Here is a 16947-nt window from a genome sequence, read left to right on the forward strand (position 1 = left end):
TTTCACTTGCCCCAAACGGCGTCTCAAGGGTGCCAGACGGAAACGAGACCGTCAAGAAACAAGCGGTCCGCTCCGAGTTCATGGATGACGTCGCCGCTGTAGGCGGGCAGGCCGAGCGCACTGCCGATGGTTTGCGCCATCGCTTTCGAGAACAGGAAGCTGCCGCGCCGTTCGGTATCCTTCCACTCGACGACCTTGAGCTTGGCATCGACGCCCTTGGTGGCCAGCCAGTCGACCGCTACGGCCTCGCCGCCGACGGCGTCGATCAGCCCGTTGGCAACGCCTTGGCGCCCGGTGAATATCGAGCCGTCGGCAAGCGCCAGCGCTTGTTCGCGGGTCATCTTGCGGCGTTCGGCGACGATGTCGACGAACCAGTTGTAACTGTCGAGGATGAGTTTGCGAACCATGGCGCGCTCGTCGTCATTGGTCGGCTTGAAGGGAGAGGGCGCGGCTTTCAGCGGCGAGGATTTCACCTCCTCCAGCTTGACGCCGAGCTTGTCCATCAGGCCGCTGACGTCGGGATACTGGATCAGCACGCCGATCGAGCCGACGATCGAGGTCTTGCGGGCAACGATGTGATCGGCGGCACTGGCGATCATATAGCCCGCCGATGCGGCGAGCGTGCCGACTTCCGCCACCACCGGCTTGTCGGCGGCCAGCTTGCGCACTTCTTCATAGATCGATTCACCGCCAACGGTGGTGCCGCCAGGCGAATCGATCGACAGGATCACCCCTTTCACCTTCGATGAAAGACGGATGGTTTCCAGGCGCTTGATCAGTTCCTCGTCCTCGGTGATCGTGCCTTCGATCTTGACCTTGGCAATATGGTCGACCGTCGAGCCGCCGAAATCGTCGCCATAGAACCAGGTTGAAAGCGCAATCACCCCAAGGGCTACGATGCCTATGGCGACAACGCGCCAGAATGTCAGCTTGCGCCGCAAACGGCGGCGGTCGATCAGGTCGTCGGCTCTCAGTGCCATGGTCAGCCTTTCAGTCGGCGGAAGGGGACGCTTTTAGACCATGATCCTCTCATCGGGAAGCAGTTCTCTTTCCGGCAGTGTCTCAGTCTGAAGTTTGCGCAAACGGCTAATCCTTTGGCCGAGTTGCGCAAACGCCCTATATACCGGCAAAAGGCATAGGAGATTTCATGATCGCCAAACACACAACCGCCGAAGATATGGCTCGAACTGTAGGCGTCGACCCGAACACATTCCGCCAAGCGTTGCGTAATGTGAAGCACCCTCGGAAACGCAACACTGATTGGGAAGTGAAAATTGGCAGCCCATCGTATTCGGGAATGCGCACCGTTCTTGTTGGTCTCATACAGAGGAAGGCGGCCTGACGCCGACCGGATCTAAAGCCAAAAGCGTCCCGCCGACGTGATCGGCAACGCCGCATACACGATCGGCCAGGCTGGCCAGGCGGGGCATCCGACATCTCCCCTCACGTTTTTGGGCAATTACCGCGAGGTCGGGCGGCGAGACAGGCGCTGATAAATTTTACGCCGCGTGTCTGTTTCTGCTATGGAGAACACGCAGTTGTGCGGACTTCGTTTTCGTCTGTACAAAGGCGGTTGTCACACTTTTGCAGTTTTCGTGGGCTTGTGCTTGCTTGAAAGCGCCGGCGTCCCACCTATAGGCGGTGCTCAAGGGCGGGCAGGGTTAGAAGAAAGCAGTGAATGTTAGCGCGACCTATTGAACCAACCAACGCCGAGGCGGTGTTGGCTCCCCCGGCGGACGGCCGGACGCGCGGCGATGCTTTCGACCGTGCACAGCGTCATTCGCGCCGCGTGCGCGTTCTCAAATTTGCCGTGCCAGTGGCCGCGGCACTGATAGCGGTCGCTTTCCCGGTCTATTCCTATCTCGCCGCACCCGTCGCCGTGAAGGTTCAGGCGGAAGGCACTGCCTTTTCCAACGGCAAGCTGGTGATGGCCAATCCCAAGCTCAACGGTTTCACCAAGCAGAAGCAGCCTTATTCGATGACGGCGCTGCGTGCCATTCAGGATGTCAGCACGCAAGGTATCATCGAGTTGGAAGGCATCGACGCCAAGGTGCCGATCGCGCCCGACAATGTGGCGGCGGTCAAGGCCTCGCACGGCACCTACGATCGCGACGGCAATACGATGAACCTGACCAGCGACGTGACGATCACCACGACCGACGGCATGCAGGCCAAGTTCAAATCGGTCTTCCTCGACATGGGCAAAGGCACTATGAAGACGGGAGATCCTGTCGATGTTAGCCGTGGCGGGTCGCGGATCACGGCGGATACGATGTCGGTCCAGGACAATGGCAAGGTTCTGGTTTTCGAGAACAAAGTGCGCGTCAACATCGATTCCGCCGCCTTGAAGGCGGCACAGGGAAACAGCGGAGAAACCAATGCGGCTCAGTAGTTCGACGCGGCTCGCGGCTGCAACTTCAGCGTTGCTGCTGCTCGGACTCGTGCCGTCATGGGCGCAGACGACCAGTCAATCAGGCCTCAAACTGTCCGGCGACAAGCCGATCCAGATCGAGAGCGACAAGCTGGAAGTCCGCCAGGCCGACAGTGTCGCCATCTTCACGGGCAATGTCAGCGTCGTCCAGGGGCCGACATTGATGAAGGCCGGCAAGATGACGGTCTACTACGTCAAGGACCCCAACGCCGCTGCCAAGGGCACGGAGGCCGCGGGTGCGGCGATGACGGGCTCGGCCAACATCGATCACCTGGAGATCTCCGACAAGGTTTACATCAAGTCGGATGCGCAGGTCGCGACCGGCGATCAAGGCAGCTTCGATATGAAGAGCCAGGTGCTGGTGCTTTCGGGCAAAAAGGTCGTTCTGTCGCAAAACGACAATGTTCTGGTGGGCTGCAAGCTTACGGTGCAGATGAAAAGCGGACTGGCTCAGGTGGATCCATGTGCTGGGCAACGCGTCCAGATGTCGATCACGCCGCCGCCGAAATCGGGAGCGACGAACCCCTGATGGCCAGCCTGTCGTCGTTGACGGCGCGTCTTCCGGGACGGGCCGCCGGCAAGCTTTCGGCGCCGGCCACGGTGACCGTCGATGCGGGAAAGTTCAAGGGAACCCTGATCGCCAAGGGGCTGACCAAGAGCTACAAGGGCCGCAAGGTCGTCAGCGGCGTCACCATCGGCGTGCGCGCCGGCGAGGCCGTTGGACTGCTCGGCCCCAACGGCGCCGGCAAGACGACCTGTTTCTACATGGTTACCGGCCTCGTGCCGGTGGATGAAGGCACGATCGAGATCGACGGCTTCGACGTCACGTCGATGCCGATGTACCGTCGCGCACGCCTCGGCATCGGCTATCTGCCGCAGGAAGCGTCGATTTTCCGTGGGCTCAATGTCGAGCAGAATATCCGCGCGGTGCTGGAAGTGGTCGAAAAGGACCGCAAGGTGCGCGAGCGCAATCTCGACGAACTGCTCGAGGAATTCCACATCAGCCATCTGCGCAAGGCGCCATCCATGTCGCTTTCGGGCGGCGAGCGGCGACGCCTGGAAATCGCGCGAGCGCTGGCGACGCGTCCGGCCTACATGCTGCTCGACGAGCCTTTCGCCGGCATCGATCCGATCGCTGTCGCCGATATCCAGCAACTGGTGCGCCACCTGACAGCGCGCGGCATCGGCGTCCTCATCACAGATCATAATGTGCGCGAAACGCTCGGCCTGATCGACCGCGCCTACATCATCCATGCCGGCCAGGTGCTGACCCATGGCAGGGCCGACGAAGTGGTGGCAAACCCGGATGTGCGGCGACTTTACCTCGGCGAGGGTTTTACGCTCTGAACGGTTCGTCGTTCATGGAAAACGCCAATCCCCTCCGTCTTTTCGTCTTGACGCAATTCCCAAGGGAAAGCGCTATGCGCTTTTCCGGGAAAACCGTTTCACACTTTTCCTGGAATTGCTCTGAGCGTGAAATTTGTTTCCTGACACGATTTTTGCGGTTCGCGCGGCGCTTTTTTCTCGATTTTGCTCCGGGATAACGCTCCGGTAAGCGCGTTTTGCTACCAATTGCCTTGACAAGCAAAAGCCGGGCCAGTTTTTATGGCCGGCTGCAAAATTCTTGCCCGGAAGTCGGGATGCGTAGACGAGGCGTTTGAAACCGAACCATGGCGTTGGCGGCCAAACTACAGCTACGACAATCGCAGTCGCTGGTGATGACGCCGCAGCTGATGCAGTCGATTCGGCTGCTGCAGTTCACCCATGTCGAGCTTGAGCATTTCATCGACGAGGAAATCGAGCGCAATCCGCTGCTGGAACGCGCCGAGCCGCAGGACGATGCCGCCAGCGACCAGGCGCAGAAGATCGAGGCGGAGCCGCAAGCCACCGCCGAAGGCGACTGGTTCGAAAACGAGACGCAGTGGAGCGCCGAGGCGATCTCGGACAAGCTCGACACGTCGCTGGAAAACCTGTTTCCCGACGACCCGGGCACCAGCGAGCGGCTCGGTCCCGACCTGACGGCACAATGGAAGTCGGCTTCGGGCAATGGCGCGGGTTCCTCATCCGAGTGGTTTGATGCGGGCGATATGGCGACTGCTGTGATCACGCTGCGCGACCATGTCGGTGAACAGGTGGCGCTAGCCTTCGCCGATCCGGCTGCACGGCTGATCGCCGCCGAACTCGCCGACGGCCTTGACGAGAGCGGCTATCTGCGTGCCGACCTGGCCGAGATCGCCGTTCGTCTCGGTGCGGATGCCGCCGCCGTCGCGAAGGTGCTGGCGGTGTGTCAGACCTTCGAGCCGGCCGGCCTGTTTGCCCGCGACCTAGCCGAATGCCTGTCGCTGCAACTTGCGGTGCGCAACCGGCTCGATCCGGCGATGAAGGCGCTGGTCGCCAATCTCGAACTCCTGGCACGGCGTGATTTTCACGCATTGAAACGGATCTGCGGTGTCGACGAGGAGGATCTGCTCGACATGCTGGCGGAGATCCGGGCGCTCGATCCCCGGCCGGGCATGGCGTTTTCGGGCGGCGCCAGCGACGCGATCGTCGCCGATGTCGAGGTGCGCGCGGCCAATGACGGCAGCTGGACGGTCGAGCTCAATGCCGAAACGCTGCCGCGGGTTTTGGTCGACCATATCTATTTCGCCCAGGTCTCACCGCAGGCCAAGAACCAGGCGGAAAAGGATTTTCTGGCCGAATGCCTGCAGAATGCAAACTGGCTGACGCGCAGCCTCGACCAGCGGGCAAAGACCATCCTCAAGGTCGCCTCGGAAATCGTTCGCCAGCAGGATGCCTTCCTCGTCCATGGCGTGCGGCAGCTGAAGCCGCTCAATCTGCGCACGGTGGCCGACGCCATCGGCATGCACGAATCGACGGTCAGCCGGGTCACAGCCAACAAATACATGCTGACGCCGCGCGGCGTGTTCGAGCTCCGGTATTTCTTCACCGCCTCGATCGCCGCCTCGGGCGGCGGCGATGCGCATTCCTCGGAAGCCGTGCGTGACCGCATCAAGCAGTTGATCGACGAGGAAAAACCCGTCGACGTGCTTTCCGACGACGCAATCGTCGACATGTTGCGTGAAAGTGGCGTCGACATTGCAAGGCGTACGGTCGCCAAGTACCGGGAAGGCATGAATATCCCCTCTTCGGTGCAGCGCCGACGCGAGAAACGGGCGATGGCCAGCGCCGGGCGCTGAGCGGGTCGATTTTCCACAGGCCGGCACTTCATTGACAAGCCGCGGTGAAGTGGCTAGAAGCCCGCCCGCATGAGACGGGCTAGATGCCCGCATGCGGATGGTCCGTCACGACGTTGGCCTCGGGACGGTCAAAGGGCGGCTTGTGATCAACCGGAAAGTTTGGATTTAAAATCGGCGCAAGTGACGCCGCAAAGCTTGTGCGCACGGATCACGAGTATAAACTCGGGCCAGTTTGAAGCCTGAGCAGGAAGGTCAGTTTTCAGATGAATCTGCGCATATCGGGAAAACACATGGACATCGGCGATGCGTTTCGGACACGCATCAATGATCGCGTCGGCGAAGCGATCGGCAAATATTTCGATCGCGGCTTTGCCGGACATGTCACGGTCATCAAATCGGGCTCGCGCTATTCGGCGGACTGCATGATCCGGCTGGATTCCGGCGCTTCGCTGCAGGCCACCGGCGATGCCCAGGATCCGACATTGGCCTTCGAGGCCGCGGCGGATCGTCTGGAAACCCGCCTGAGGCGCTACAAGCGCCGGCTGAAATCGCACAATTCGGGCGCCGCCAACGGCCAGCCGACCGACATAGCCTACACGGTGATGGCGCCGCTTGCCGATGACGACGAGGACATTCCGGAGAATTTCGCGCCGGCCATCGTCGCCGAATCAACCATGACGCTGAAGACCATGTCGGTGGCGTCGGCGGTCATCGAGCTCGACACCAAGGACAGCCCGGTCTTTGTCTTCCGCAATGCGGGAACCGACCATCTCAACATCGTCTATCGCCGACCCGATGGAAATATCGGCTGGATCGACCCGTCGACGACCAAGGTCGCGCAAGCGTGACGACAAAGGTCGCACGGATGTGACGACCACGGTCGCACTGGGATAAGAGCCGGCCGCACGAGGGGTGGGGACTGGTGACGGCAGGCGAACAAGGGATTTTCAAGCATGGATCTGAGCGATCTTATCAACGTTCCGGCGATACTGCCGGCGTTGAAGGCGAACTCCAAGAAGCAGCTGCTGCAATTGCTGTCCGAACGGGCAGCGGCGATTTCCGGCATTCCGGAGCGGGAGGTGTTCGACACCATCCTGCAGCGTGAGCGGCTGGGTTCGACCGGCGTCGGCAACGGCATCGCCATTCCGCACGGCAAGCTGGCCGGCGTGAAGCGCATCGCAGGTGTTTTCGCCCGGCTGGAGACGCCTGTCGATTTCGAATCGCTGGATGATCAGCCCGTCGATCTCGTGTTTCTGCTATTGGCGCCGGAAGGGGCGGGCGCCGACCACCTCAAGGCACTGTCGCGCATCGCGCGGGTGCTGCGCGATGCCGACACGGTGGCCAAGATCAGGGGTACGCGCGACGCCGCCGCTATCCACGCGCTTTTGTCGGACACCCAGGCTTCGCACGCGGCCTGAATTTCGAGAATGATATCGCCACAGGGCCGCCATGGGCGGCCCTTTTCCGTTTCAGCCGGAATCGCTGTCAGTGAATGGCGACGGTGGTCAGGTCGTTTTCCATGGCGCCGGCCAGAGCGCGGTCACGCGCATCGGAAAGCAGGATCGGCTGACCATTGGCGGCAAACAGCGCCCACAGTTCCATGCCGGGGGCGATTTCGCCGAGATTGGGGAAACGGCCGAGCAATTCGTCGCTCGAGACCTTTCTGAGATAAGCGACCGAGCCTTCGCCGAGATGAGCGAATTCGCCATTGGTCATGGTGATGTTTTCAGTTCTGGTCATTTCAAAGCCTCCTTGGCGCGAGGACGCCGCTCAAGGCCATCCCGCATGAGAGCCATTCAATTTGCTGCATCGTGCTTTCGAAAAATCGGTGCCGATTTTCCGGCCGATGCAGTGGTAACGATCAGTCTTTCACCGATATGTTTATTTTCCGTACCAGCCGTTCGGACTCCGGCCGATCGAGGTCGATCGACAAAAGACCGTTCTTCAACTCCGCCGCGATCACCCGCATGCCGTCGGCCAGCACGAAACAGCGCTGGAACTGGCGCGCGGCGATGCCGCGATGAAGAAATTCGCGCTCGGTGTCGTCGGTCTGACGGCCGCGCACGACCAGCTGGTTTTCCTCCGTGGTGACATCGAGATCGCTTTCGGCGAAACCGGCGACCGCCAATGTAATGCGCAACCTTTCGGTCTTGCCGTCGGCGCCGCTGAGGCGTTCGATGTTGTAGGGAGGGTAGCTGTCGCCGGATTTCGCCAAGCGTTCCAGGGTCTTTTCCATGGCGTCGAAACCAAGGAGAAGCGGGCTGGAAAAGGGCGTCATTCGGCTCATGTTACACTGTCCTCTCAAGAGCGACATAAAGTGGAAAAACCCAGATGGCATTTTTCCCGATGGCCTTGATATGGTCCGCCCCGCGACCAAGTTCAAGCCGTCAACAGACCCGCCCAAAAAGACCAGGCGTGGACTCACAGGAATGACCGACATGGCGCTTGAAACGGCGAGCAGATGCAAGGAGAAGCGCGCAGGTCGGGGATTGTCTTCCCCGGTCGAGCGGTTCGGCGTGGCAGCTCGCGGCCGCTTCGGCGTCATTTGGATGCTTCGATCGGATCGGTTCAAGCCCACGACCTCGCCAAACAAGGAATTGAAATGCCCCAGTCACGCAAGATCATCATCGACACGGATCCCGGTCAGGATGATGCCGTCGCCATATTGCTGGCGCTCGGCAGCTCCGAACTGGAGATCGTCGGCATATCAGCCGTTGCCGGAAACGTGCCGCTGAAGCTTACCGAAAAGAATGCCCGCAAGATCTGCGAGTTGGCTGGCCGTCCGGACATCAAGGTCTATGCCGGCGCCATCCGGCCCCTGATGCGCGAATTGGTCACCGCCGAGGAAGTGCATGGCAAGACCGGTCTCAACGGACCGCAACTGCCCGAACCGACGATGAAGCTGCAGGACCAGTACGCGGTCGATTTCATCGTCCAGACGCTGATGAGCGAAGAAAGCGGCACGATCACGCTTTGCGCGCTCGGCCCGCTCACCAACATTGCGCTGGCGCTGATCCGCGAGCCGCGCATCGCACCACGCATCAAGGAAATCGTGCTGATGGGCGGCGGCTTCTTCGAAGGCGGCAACGTCACCCCGACCGCCGAATTCAACATCTACGTCGATCCGCAGGCCGCCGATGTCGTGCTCAAATCCGGCATCCCGATCGTGATGATGCCCCTCGATGTCACCCATAAGGCGCTGACCACTGCCAAGCGCACGCAAACCTTCCGCACGCTCGGCACCAAGGTCGGCACCGCCACCGCCGAGATGCTGGAGTTCTTCGAGCGCTTTGACGAGGAGAAATACGGCACCGACGGCGGCCCGCTGCACGACCCTTGCGTCATCGCCTATCTGTTGAAGCCGGACCTGTTCAAGGGCCGCAACTGCAACGTCAGCGTGGAAACGGCCTCCGAGCTCACCATGGGCATGACCGTGATCGACTGGTGGGGCGTCACCAAACGGCCGAAGAACGCCATGGTGATGCGCGACATCGACCATGACGGCTTTTTCGCGTTGCTGGTGGAGAGGCTGGGGCGGCTGTAGGTTCTTCCTTCTCCCCGTTCACGGGGAGAAGGTGCCGGCAGGCGGATGAGGGGCGGCACAAACGTTAATATTTTGTCTGCAGACCCGGCGTTGCCCCTCACCCGATCGCTTCGCGACCACGCTCTCCCCATAAACGGGGCGAGGGAAGAGGCACACCTTACTTCGCCTTTGAAAACGCCAGCCAAAGGCCGCCGCCGACCATGAAGCTGCCGCTGATCCTCGACAGAAGTTTTATGCGCCCGGCCGACAACAGGCGCCCGGCGCGGCCGGCGGCCAGCGCATAGGTCGAATCCGAGAAGGCGGCGAAGATCATGGCGGTGAGGCCCATGACGGCGATCTGCAGCGAGTAGTTGCCTTGCGGCGAAATGAACTGCGGAAAGAAGGCGCCGAAGAAAATCAGCGTCTTGGGATTGCTGAGCGCCACCAGCAGGCCCTGCAGGAAGAAGCCGCCGCGCGGCTTTCTCGCCGTTCCATCGGCATTCAGCGTGCCCTTGGAACGGAACATCTGCACGCCCATCCAGATCAGATAGGCGGCGCCGATCAGCCTGACCCATTCGAACCAGTGGCCCATGCCTGCGATCAGCGTGTTGAGGCCGATGCCGACGATAGCGATCATCACGGCAAGCCCGGCCTGCGTGCCGGCGACATTGGCGAGGCCGGCGCGCGAGCCATGGCGAATGCTGTTGGCGATGATCAGCGTAACCGTCGGACCGGGCACCAGGATGATGACGATGCAAGCGAGGACATAGGCGGCGTAGAGTTCGAGCGACATGATTTTTCCCCAGGAATACCGCCGAGGCGGCGCGGCTTAGGATAATCAATGCATAGCAGCGCAGCCGGTGCAAGCCGCTACCTAGCGCCCTGCGACACGCCAGTCCGCCCGGTTCAGGCGCCGGTCGGCCAGGGCAGCGTCGCCTCATAGGCGGCTGCCGCCTTCAGCACGGCAAGGTCGCCGCGTGGCCGGCCGATCAGTTGCATGCCCATCGACCTACCCTTGTCGTCGAAGCCGACCGGCACGTTGATCGCCGGGCAGCCGCCCAAGGTCGCAAAGGCGGAAACCTGCATCCAGCGGTGATAGCTGTCCATTGCGCGTCCGGCGATCTCACGCGGCCAATGTGTATCGACATCGAAGGGGAAGACCTGCGCTGTCGGCAGCGCAATCAGATCATAGCGATCGAAGATCGACAGCAGCGTGCGATGCCAGGATGTACGGGTCACGGAGGCGGCGCGGATCTGCGGCGCCGTCAGCCGCATTGCGTTTTCCACTTCCCAGATGGCTTCCGGCTTGAGCAGGCCGCGCTTCGCGGGATCGTCATAGTGGGTTTTGAGCGCACAGCCGCTGCTGGCCTGGCGCAGCGTCACGAAGGCCTGCCACAGCGCTTCGAAATCGAAATCCGGCAGCAACGGTTCGGTCGCGAAGGACGCTTCCGCAAAGCGGCCGAGTGCCGCCTCGCACAGGCCGAGAATGCCTGTTTCAACCGGCAGATGACCGTGGAGGTCACCGAGCCAGGCGATGCGGCCAGCAGTTGCCGGTATTCCAAGCCCTTCGAGGAACGAGCCGGGTTTCTCGTAGGACAATGGCGCGTGCGGGTGGTAACCGGCCTGCACATCGAGCAGCAGCGCCATGTCACGGACGTTGCGGCCCATCGGCCCGTCGACGCCCATCTGCGCATGGAAGACTTCAAAATCGGGTCCGCCGGGAACAAGTCCTTGCGATGGGCGGAAGCCAAAAACATTGTTCCAGGCGGCGGGATTGCGCAGCGAGCCGCCGAAGTCGCTGCCATCGGCGACGGGCACCATGTCGAGTGCCAGCGCCACCGCCGCGCCGCCGCTCGAGCCGCCGGCGGTCAGGGCCGGATCGAAGGCGTTCAGCGTCGGCCCGAACACGGCATTATAGGTGTTGGAACCAAGCCCGAATTCCGGGACGTTGGTCTTGCCGATGATGATGGCGCCGGCATTGCGGATGCGCTCGACGAAGAAATCGTCTTCCTGCGGCACGAAATCAGCGAAGATCGGCGAGCCGAACGAGGTCCTGAGGCCCGTGGTCGAGGCGAGATCCTTGATGGCGATGGGCAGGCCGAAGAGCGGGCCGGTTCTGGCTCGTGTTGGGCTGGCATCGGCCGCATCGGCTTCGCGCAGGATATTGGCGCGATCGCGCAAGGAGACGATGGCGTTGACCAGCGGATTGACCGCCTCGATGCGATCGAGGAATGCCGCCACCACCTCCCGCACGGAAAGCTCTCTCTCCCGGATCACGCCGCCGAGCTCGACCGCGGACAGGCGGCAGATGTCGCCTGCCGGCGGCACGGCATGTTTCGTTTGAGGACGCAGCATTTAACGGGTTTCCTGCAGCGCCTGATCGACGTCTTTGGCCAGCGGGATCGCCGGTTGGGCGCCAGGCTTCAGGCAGGCCAGCGAGCCGGCCGCGCCGGCGCGCGCCAGCGCCTGTTCGAGCGTGAGGCCCGACGACAGGCTGGCGGCGAAATAGCCGCAGAACGTGTCCCCGGCGCCGACCGTGTCGACCGGGGTGATCTTGCGCGCAGGAACGGCCAGGAACTCGGTCGGTGTCACCGCCATCACGCCGTCGCCGCCGAGCGTGACGACGACGGTGCGGCCGGTCTTTCCGGCAAAGTCGCGCATGCGGGCCGCCCGGTCGCGGCCTTGCAACGACAGCGCTTCGCCATAGAGGTCGAACTCGGTTTCGTTCGCGACGACATAGTCCGCCTTGCCGAGAAAGCCGGCTGCTTGCCCCTGGAACGGCGCTGTGTTGAGCACGGTGATGGCGCCGGCCGTCCTTGCCTGGTCGAGGGCGGCATCGACGGTGCCCAGCGGAATCTCATTTTGCAGCAGCACGACGTCGCCTTTTTTCAGAAAGGCCTTGGAGAGATCGCCGGGCACCACGGAAGCGTTGGCGCCCGGCACCACGGCGATGATGTTCTCGCCGTCGTCGGCGACCATGATCAGTGCCGTGCCGGTCGAGGCGTGAGTCTCGGCAACGCCGGACAGGTCGACCTTGCCGTCGCGCAGCAATGCCAGTGCCTCGGCTGCGAAGCTGTCCCTGCCGACGGCGCCGACCATGCGCACCGAGGCGCCGGCGCGTGCGGCGGCCAGCGCCTGGTTGGCGCCCTTGCCCCCGGGCGCGGTGGTGAAGGCCGAGCCGCCTACCGTCTCGCCGGGGCTCGGCAAGCGGTCGACCTTGGCAATAAGGTCGAGGTTGATCGAACCGATGACGATAATCAAGCAAGGCCTCCTGGCAACGCAAATTCAAATGTCGGAGCATCCTTGTGCGTCCAAGCGAACCCAGGTCGTTCCGATTGCGCGGAAGCTAACCTGTAAGGCCGCGGCTTGCCAGACCACGCGCATGGTCCAGCCCGATTTGGGGTGTCGTGGCCTTATTCGCAGCGCAGGGTGACCGTGCCCTGATAGTTGCCGGCGGGAAAGATACCGCTCGACCTGGTGGCGGTGAGGTCGACCTGCATCGTGTGGGTGCCGTTGGCAACCCTCTGCGGCACACTTCCGTTGACATCTGCCCCCGAGCCATCGAGGCGGAAGACCGAAGCGAAGGTCACGTTGGTGCCGCCGCCGCTCGGCGCGGACGAGAATGCGGCAGGCGCCGGCGCCGAAACCGAATAGCAGTCAAGCAAATTAAGTATCGAGCACAACAGGGAGCTTGCCACCACGGTGGCGCTGGCGCTCGATCCGCCTGCCTGTTTGGAGCCCAGTATGCTGATGGCGGGATTGGCCTTCATCGTTCCGGACGCCCCGACCATGATGGTGCAGGTGCCGATGATCGCCGCCTGCACCGGAAGGCAGGAACCGGCAAGTGCTGCCATCGCAAGCAGCGCGCGACTACTGCTTCTTCTTTTTCTTGCCATCACCACTTCCGGTCCTGATGCTCCAGCCTTCGTTGGCCCACCCCGGTGACGCGGCCGTAGAAGTGCTGGCAGCCACGCTCGCCGTCTGGCCGTCGGCGCCGAGGCCCATTTTGAGGAGCTTCAGTTCCAACTGCAGGCGCTCGACCTCAAGCTCATAGAGACGGCTGCAATCGACGCGCTTCGGCGTGCGCCCGATCGGGATCACCACCCGACCATAGGTGGCAACGCTGTTGTCCGACTGGCTGTTGCCTCTGATAACGCCGAGATCGACATAAGCGCCGGAACCGGAGACGGCGGAACGGCAAGTGGTACCGTCCGCGGCATGGACCTCGTCCTGGCCCTGGGGCAAGGTGACGCCGGGCAGGTTGAAGCCGCTCTCATTCTGGTTAAGGTTGTAGACGTCCTCGGCCCCGGCCGGCGACGCACCCGCCCAAGCAGCCGCGAGCGCCAGTGTCAGGACTTGCGGCGCCCAAAAAACTTTCCGCATATCTGTGCCCTTATCTGCGTCTGTTGATTGGGAAAGGGGATGCTTTCGGTACAGATACGCACTTTACGCTCGGCAGCGCCGTCAAAAGGCACAACCACAAGGACAGAACGGGAGGCCTGGGAAGCCAGCTGGAATATATCTGGAGAGATTCTGGCATCTACCGGCTGAAAATCCTGATCGTAGACATGGATTTCGACCCGGATCTTCCGGTCGTAGGGATTGGCGGGGAAGACGCGAACCGCGAAGACGTCGGTGAAGCTGTTGATCTCGCCACGCATCGGCGACATCGACTGGGCCTTGGCGGCAATGGGCGCCAATCCGACGGCCAGTGCCGTCGCCAGGATTCGAGCATGTTTCACGACCCCCTCCTTCGCTCGCGTCATTCGCAGCGCAGCGTTACCGTTGCCTGATAATTGCCGTTGGCGAAGCGATTGCTGCCGCCCTTGGTGCCGGCGAGGTGGACCGAAACGAGGTCGGCGCCGGGGGTGGTGATGCTGCTTGCCGAGCCGGTCTCACCGATGGCATGCGCGCCGGCGGCTGAGTAGGTGGGCGTCCAGGTCGTCGACGTGCTGTCTGCCGATGGCACCGTCATGGTGGTGACCGGGTCGACACTCAGCGACACACCTCCGGTCGTCGTCAGCGTCACGGTTCCAGCCGAGCCGCCGCTGTTGTGCGAACTGAGGGACTGGAGATCGGGGCTGGCCGTCATCGTGCCGTTGGTGGCAACGACAAGTGTGCAGGTGGGCGCGATCGTACCATTGAATATGACATTCTGCGTCGTGGCCAGCGCGGCCTCGTCGATGCTGGCAACCAGCAGAGCTGCGCCGCAGACGGCGCGAAACAACGTCATCGGGACCTCCTATCAAGCCGGATCGTCCGGATTAACATGGGGTATCATCACTTTATCGTGGTTAATTTAGAGTTACCTAAAATAAAGGCTCGAAATAACAATTACAGGAACCGGAGGTTGTCCTCGGTTGCAAAGGCGAAAACCACAGTGGAAATCGCGCTTATACTTAATAACGCCGACATACCCATGGTTTTCTTCCTAATATCGAAAAAAATCGATATTACGATACCTGTCCGGCTTCCCAGCCCAGAATGGCGCGCTTGCGGGTCAGGCCCCAGTGATAGCCGGTGAGGTCGCCTGATTTACCGATGGCGCGGTGACAAGGCACCACGAAAGAGAGCGGATTGGCGCCGTTGGCCGCACCGACCGCACGGCTGGCGGACGGTGCGCCGATGCTGGCCGCAATCGAGGAATAGGTGCGGGCCTTACCCATCGGGATCTTGAGCAGCGCCTCCCAGACACGAACCTGGAAATCGGTGCCGATCATGACGACATGTAGCGGCTGGTCGGGGCGCCACAGCGTCGGATCGAAGATGCGCGCGGCATAGGGGCCTGTAGCAGTCATGTCCTCGACATAAATGGCGTTCGGCCAGCGGCTGGACATGTCGGCAAAGGCGGCGCGCTCCTCGCCCGGATCATTGAAGGCGAGGCCTGCAAGCCCGCGGTCGGTCGCCATGATCAGGGCAGTGCCGAACGGCGAGGGATGGTAGCCGTAGCGGATGGTGAGTCCGGCGCCGCGCGTCTTGTAGTCGCCCGGCGACATCGCCTCATGCGTGACGAACAGGTCGTGCAGCCGACCGGGGCCGGACATGCCCAGTTCGAAGGATGTTTCGAGCAACGGCATGCCGGAATCGAGCAGCTTGCGCGCATGGTCCAGTGTTACCGCCTGCAGGAACGCCTTGGGCGACAGGCCGGCCCAGCGGGTGAAGAGCTTTTGCAATCCGGTCGGCGTCTCGCCAACCTCCTCGGCCAGCTCTTCAAGGGAAGGCTGATCACGATAGTCGAGACTGATCTTCTCGATGGCACGGCGCACGATTTCGTAGTCGCTGCCTTCAGGCGTGATGTCCTTTTTGAGGACCGCGGTGTGTGTGCTCATGGAACTGTCTCCTTGAGCCGGAATATCGCCCCTCGGGGCGTCGATCGCCACCCGAAACTTGCCTTCTTGCGGCGCATACCCAGATGGACACGGGATTCGAGCCCTGGAGTCGCTCGTGGCTGGCTCAGCGTGCCTTGGCGGTCGCCAGCGCCCGCGAAAAGGCGGCGGCAAAACTCTCGCGGGAATCGGGGTCGAGGAACGATCCGATCGGCACGTTCTGCCCTTGGCCTTCCACCGTCATCCCTGTGATGCCGATCTCGGCGTGACGGGCCACCGAAAACCGCGCCCAGAACGGATTGAAGCGATGCGCTTCCGATTTCCCCGAAGGCGCTGTCTTGCGGATGTCGAGGCTGGTGCGCGAGACCGAGACTTCTTCGCGGGCGCGAGCGGCACGATAGTTGATGCGAAAGGCGATGTAGACGGCGGCCACGTCGAGGCCGAAGAAGCCGAACACCGGCCAGGCGCCGCGCGACAGGAAAAACGCGCCTGTCACCAGCCAGCCGAACAGCAGCGCGCCCATCAGGATGAAGAAGCCTGTCCGGCCCAGCGACCGGTGCGGGGTGAGTAGCGCCTGAAAGAATGGCTCGTCGGCCTGAAACGAGGCGTTTGTGTCGCTCATGAGGGGATATTATAGGAGGGAAATGGCAAGCCCCAAGTCCAAAGATTCTTCCCTGTCCAAAAAAGAGCTGTTGCCCGCACGAAGCGATGGGTCGAACGCCAAGCCGCGTCCGCGGCCGGTGCGAAGCGCGTCACGCTACAGCCCGGCCGAAGTGAACGAGATATTCCGGCGCTTTTCCGTCCAGCGGCCCGAGCCGAAGGGGGAGCTCGAACATGTCAACGCCTTCACGCTGCTGGTCGCGGTGGTGCTGTCGGCGCAAGCGACGGATGCCGGCGTCAACAAGGCGACGCGGGCGCTGTTCAAGGCCGCCGATACGCCGCACAAGATGCTGGCGCTGGGGGAGGCAAGGGTCGGCGAATATATCCGCACCATCGGGCTGTGGCGCAACAAGGCGAAGAATGTGATTGCGCTGTCGCAGGCGCTGATCCGCGACCATGGCGGCGAGGTACCCGACAGTCGCGATGAATTGGTCAAGCTGCCCGGGGTCGGGCGCAAGACCGCCAATGTCGTGCTCAACATGGCCTTCGGCCAGCACACGATGGCGGTCGACACGCACATTCTCCGCATAGGCAACCGGCTCGGGCTGGCGCCCGGCAAGACACCGGAACAGGTCGAGCAGGGATTGTTGAAGATCATTCCGGACGAATATATGCGCCATGCACATCACTGGCTGATCCTGCATGGCCGCTACGTCTGCAAGGCGCGCAAGCCGGATTGCCCGGCCTGCGTCATCGCCGACATCTGCAAGGCCGAGGTCAAGACGACCGATGTGCCAGCACCGCTGGTGCCGATCGCACCGCTCGATCCTGTCGAAGAGATACAGGACCGAAGCGGAACGACGACGTAGT

General features: G+C 62.2%; 21 protein-coding genes. 9 read left to right on the forward strand and 12 right to left on the reverse strand.

The genetic code is table 11. The features are described from left to right. Nucleotides 1–23: 23 nt before the first annotated feature. Nucleotides 24–980, reverse strand: a complete 957-nt coding sequence (gene sppA / locus NKJ11_RS13240; protein WP_023812535.1) for a signal peptide peptidase SppA — start codon at nt 978–980, stop codon at nt 24–26. A 167-nt stretch (nt 981–1147) separates the two neighbouring features. Here sppA and NKJ11_RS13245 point away from each other — a divergent pair, with 167 nt between their 5' ends. From NKJ11_RS13245 to ptsN, 7 genes are all read left to right on the forward strand, one after another. After that, on the forward strand, nt 1148–1342 hold the full coding sequence (locus tag NKJ11_RS13245; protein ID WP_127296383.1) for a hypothetical protein: 195 nt from the start codon (nt 1148–1150) through the stop codon (nt 1340–1342). A gap of 336 nt (nt 1343–1678) precedes the next feature. Beyond that, nucleotides 1679–2392, forward strand: coding sequence for an LPS export ABC transporter periplasmic protein LptC (gene lptC, locus NKJ11_RS13250; RefSeq protein WP_128303210.1), 714 nt, complete (start codon nt 1679–1681; stop codon nt 2390–2392). Then, a complete protein-coding gene (locus NKJ11_RS13255) occupies nt 2379–2960 on the forward strand; it encodes an LptA/OstA family protein (protein ID WP_023812537.1) in 582 nt (193 codons plus the stop codon). The genes lptC and NKJ11_RS13255 overlap by 14 nt, the downstream gene beginning before the upstream one ends. Further along, on the forward strand, nt 2960–3778 hold the full coding sequence (gene lptB / locus NKJ11_RS13260; protein ID WP_013529586.1) for an LPS export ABC transporter ATP-binding protein: 819 nt from the start codon (nt 2960–2962) through the stop codon (nt 3776–3778). The genes NKJ11_RS13255 and lptB overlap by 1 nt, the downstream gene beginning before the upstream one ends. 323 nt (nt 3779–4101) lie before the next feature. Further along, entirely contained in the window at nt 4102–5628 is a 1527-nt protein-coding gene (gene rpoN, locus NKJ11_RS13265) for an RNA polymerase factor sigma-54 (protein WP_128303209.1), read from the forward strand. 263 nt (nt 5629–5891) lie between these two features. After that, nucleotides 5892–6476, forward strand: a complete 585-nt coding sequence (gene hpf / locus NKJ11_RS13270; RefSeq protein ID WP_013529588.1) for a ribosome hibernation-promoting factor, HPF/YfiA family — start codon at nt 5892–5894, stop codon at nt 6474–6476. Nucleotides 6477–6581: 105 nt separating this feature from the next. Continuing rightward, nucleotides 6582–7046, forward strand: coding sequence for a PTS IIA-like nitrogen regulatory protein PtsN (gene ptsN / locus NKJ11_RS13275; RefSeq protein ID WP_013529589.1), 465 nt, complete (start codon nt 6582–6584; stop codon nt 7044–7046). A gap of 67 nt (nt 7047–7113) precedes the next feature. On the opposite strand, the gene NKJ11_RS13280 is transcribed toward ptsN, so the two are convergent. After that, complete coding sequence (locus tag NKJ11_RS13280; RefSeq protein ID WP_023760740.1) at nt 7114–7368, reverse strand: BQ00720 family protein; 255 nt, start codon at nt 7366–7368, stop codon at nt 7114–7116. Nucleotides 7369–7489: 121 nt separating this feature from the next. Further along, the gene (locus tag NKJ11_RS13285; protein WP_023760739.1) at nt 7490–7915 is read right to left on the reverse strand and encodes an Hsp20 family protein; all 426 of its coding nucleotides are present in this window, start codon (nt 7913–7915) and stop codon (nt 7490–7492) included. Nucleotides 7916–8230: 315 nt separating this feature from the next. Between NKJ11_RS13285 and NKJ11_RS13290 the strand changes: the two genes are divergently transcribed. After that, a complete protein-coding gene (locus tag NKJ11_RS13290) occupies nt 8231–9172 on the forward strand; it encodes a nucleoside hydrolase (RefSeq protein ID WP_023812539.1) in 942 nt (313 codons plus the stop codon). A 157-nt stretch (nt 9173–9329) separates the two neighbouring features. On the opposite strand, the gene NKJ11_RS13295 is transcribed toward NKJ11_RS13290, so the two are convergent. The 9 genes from NKJ11_RS13295 to NKJ11_RS13335 all read right to left on the reverse strand — a co-directional run bounded on the left by NKJ11_RS13295 (nt 9330) and on the right by NKJ11_RS13335 (nt 16099). Continuing rightward, complete coding sequence (locus NKJ11_RS13295; RefSeq protein ID WP_352793482.1) at nt 9330–9944, reverse strand: LysE family translocator; 615 nt, start codon at nt 9942–9944, stop codon at nt 9330–9332. Between the two features lie 113 nt (nt 9945–10057). Then, a complete protein-coding gene (locus NKJ11_RS13300) occupies nt 10058–11506 on the reverse strand; it encodes an amidase (protein ID WP_352793483.1) in 1449 nt (482 codons plus the stop codon). After that, nucleotides 11507–12412, reverse strand: coding sequence for a ribokinase (locus NKJ11_RS13305; protein ID WP_352793484.1), 906 nt, complete (start codon nt 12410–12412; stop codon nt 11507–11509). 152 nt (nt 12413–12564) lie between these two features. Then, complete coding sequence (locus tag NKJ11_RS13310; RefSeq protein ID WP_023812543.1) at nt 12565–13047, reverse strand: hypothetical protein; 483 nt, start codon at nt 13045–13047, stop codon at nt 12565–12567. Continuing rightward, complete coding sequence (locus NKJ11_RS13315) at nt 13022–13534, reverse strand: hypothetical protein (RefSeq protein WP_023812544.1); 513 nt, start codon at nt 13532–13534, stop codon at nt 13022–13024. The genes NKJ11_RS13310 and NKJ11_RS13315 overlap by 26 nt, the downstream gene beginning before the upstream one ends. Then, entirely contained in the window at nt 13501–13893 is a 393-nt protein-coding gene (locus tag NKJ11_RS13320; protein ID WP_023812545.1) for a hypothetical protein, read from the reverse strand. Before NKJ11_RS13320 ends, NKJ11_RS13315 begins: the two co-directional genes overlap by 34 nt. Nucleotides 13894–13913: 20 nt before the next feature. Continuing rightward, on the reverse strand, nt 13914–14384 hold the full coding sequence (locus tag NKJ11_RS13325) for a hypothetical protein (protein WP_023812546.1): 471 nt from the start codon (nt 14382–14384) through the stop codon (nt 13914–13916). Nucleotides 14385–14604: 220 nt separating this feature from the next. After that, the gene (locus tag NKJ11_RS13330) at nt 14605–15480 is read right to left on the reverse strand and encodes a methylated-DNA--[protein]-cysteine S-methyltransferase (RefSeq protein WP_352793485.1); all 876 of its coding nucleotides are present in this window, start codon (nt 15478–15480) and stop codon (nt 14605–14607) included. Between the two features lie 124 nt (nt 15481–15604). After that, nucleotides 15605–16099: a DUF2244 domain-containing protein gene (locus tag NKJ11_RS13335; protein WP_352793486.1), complete on the reverse strand. Its 495-nt coding sequence runs from the start codon at nt 16097–16099 to the stop codon at nt 15605–15607. Nucleotides 16100–16121: 22 nt separating this feature from the next. Here NKJ11_RS13335 and nth point away from each other — a divergent pair, with 22 nt between their 5' ends. Then, on the forward strand, nt 16122–16946 hold the full coding sequence (gene nth / locus NKJ11_RS13340) for an endonuclease III (protein ID WP_023812549.1): 825 nt from the start codon (nt 16122–16124) through the stop codon (nt 16944–16946). The last annotated feature ends 1 nt before the right edge of the window (nt 16947 follow it).

Origin of the sequence: Mesorhizobium sp. M0243 (assembly GCF_040321775.1) — a bacterium.
Taxonomy (GTDB): Bacteria; Pseudomonadota; Alphaproteobacteria; order Rhizobiales; family Rhizobiaceae; genus Mesorhizobium.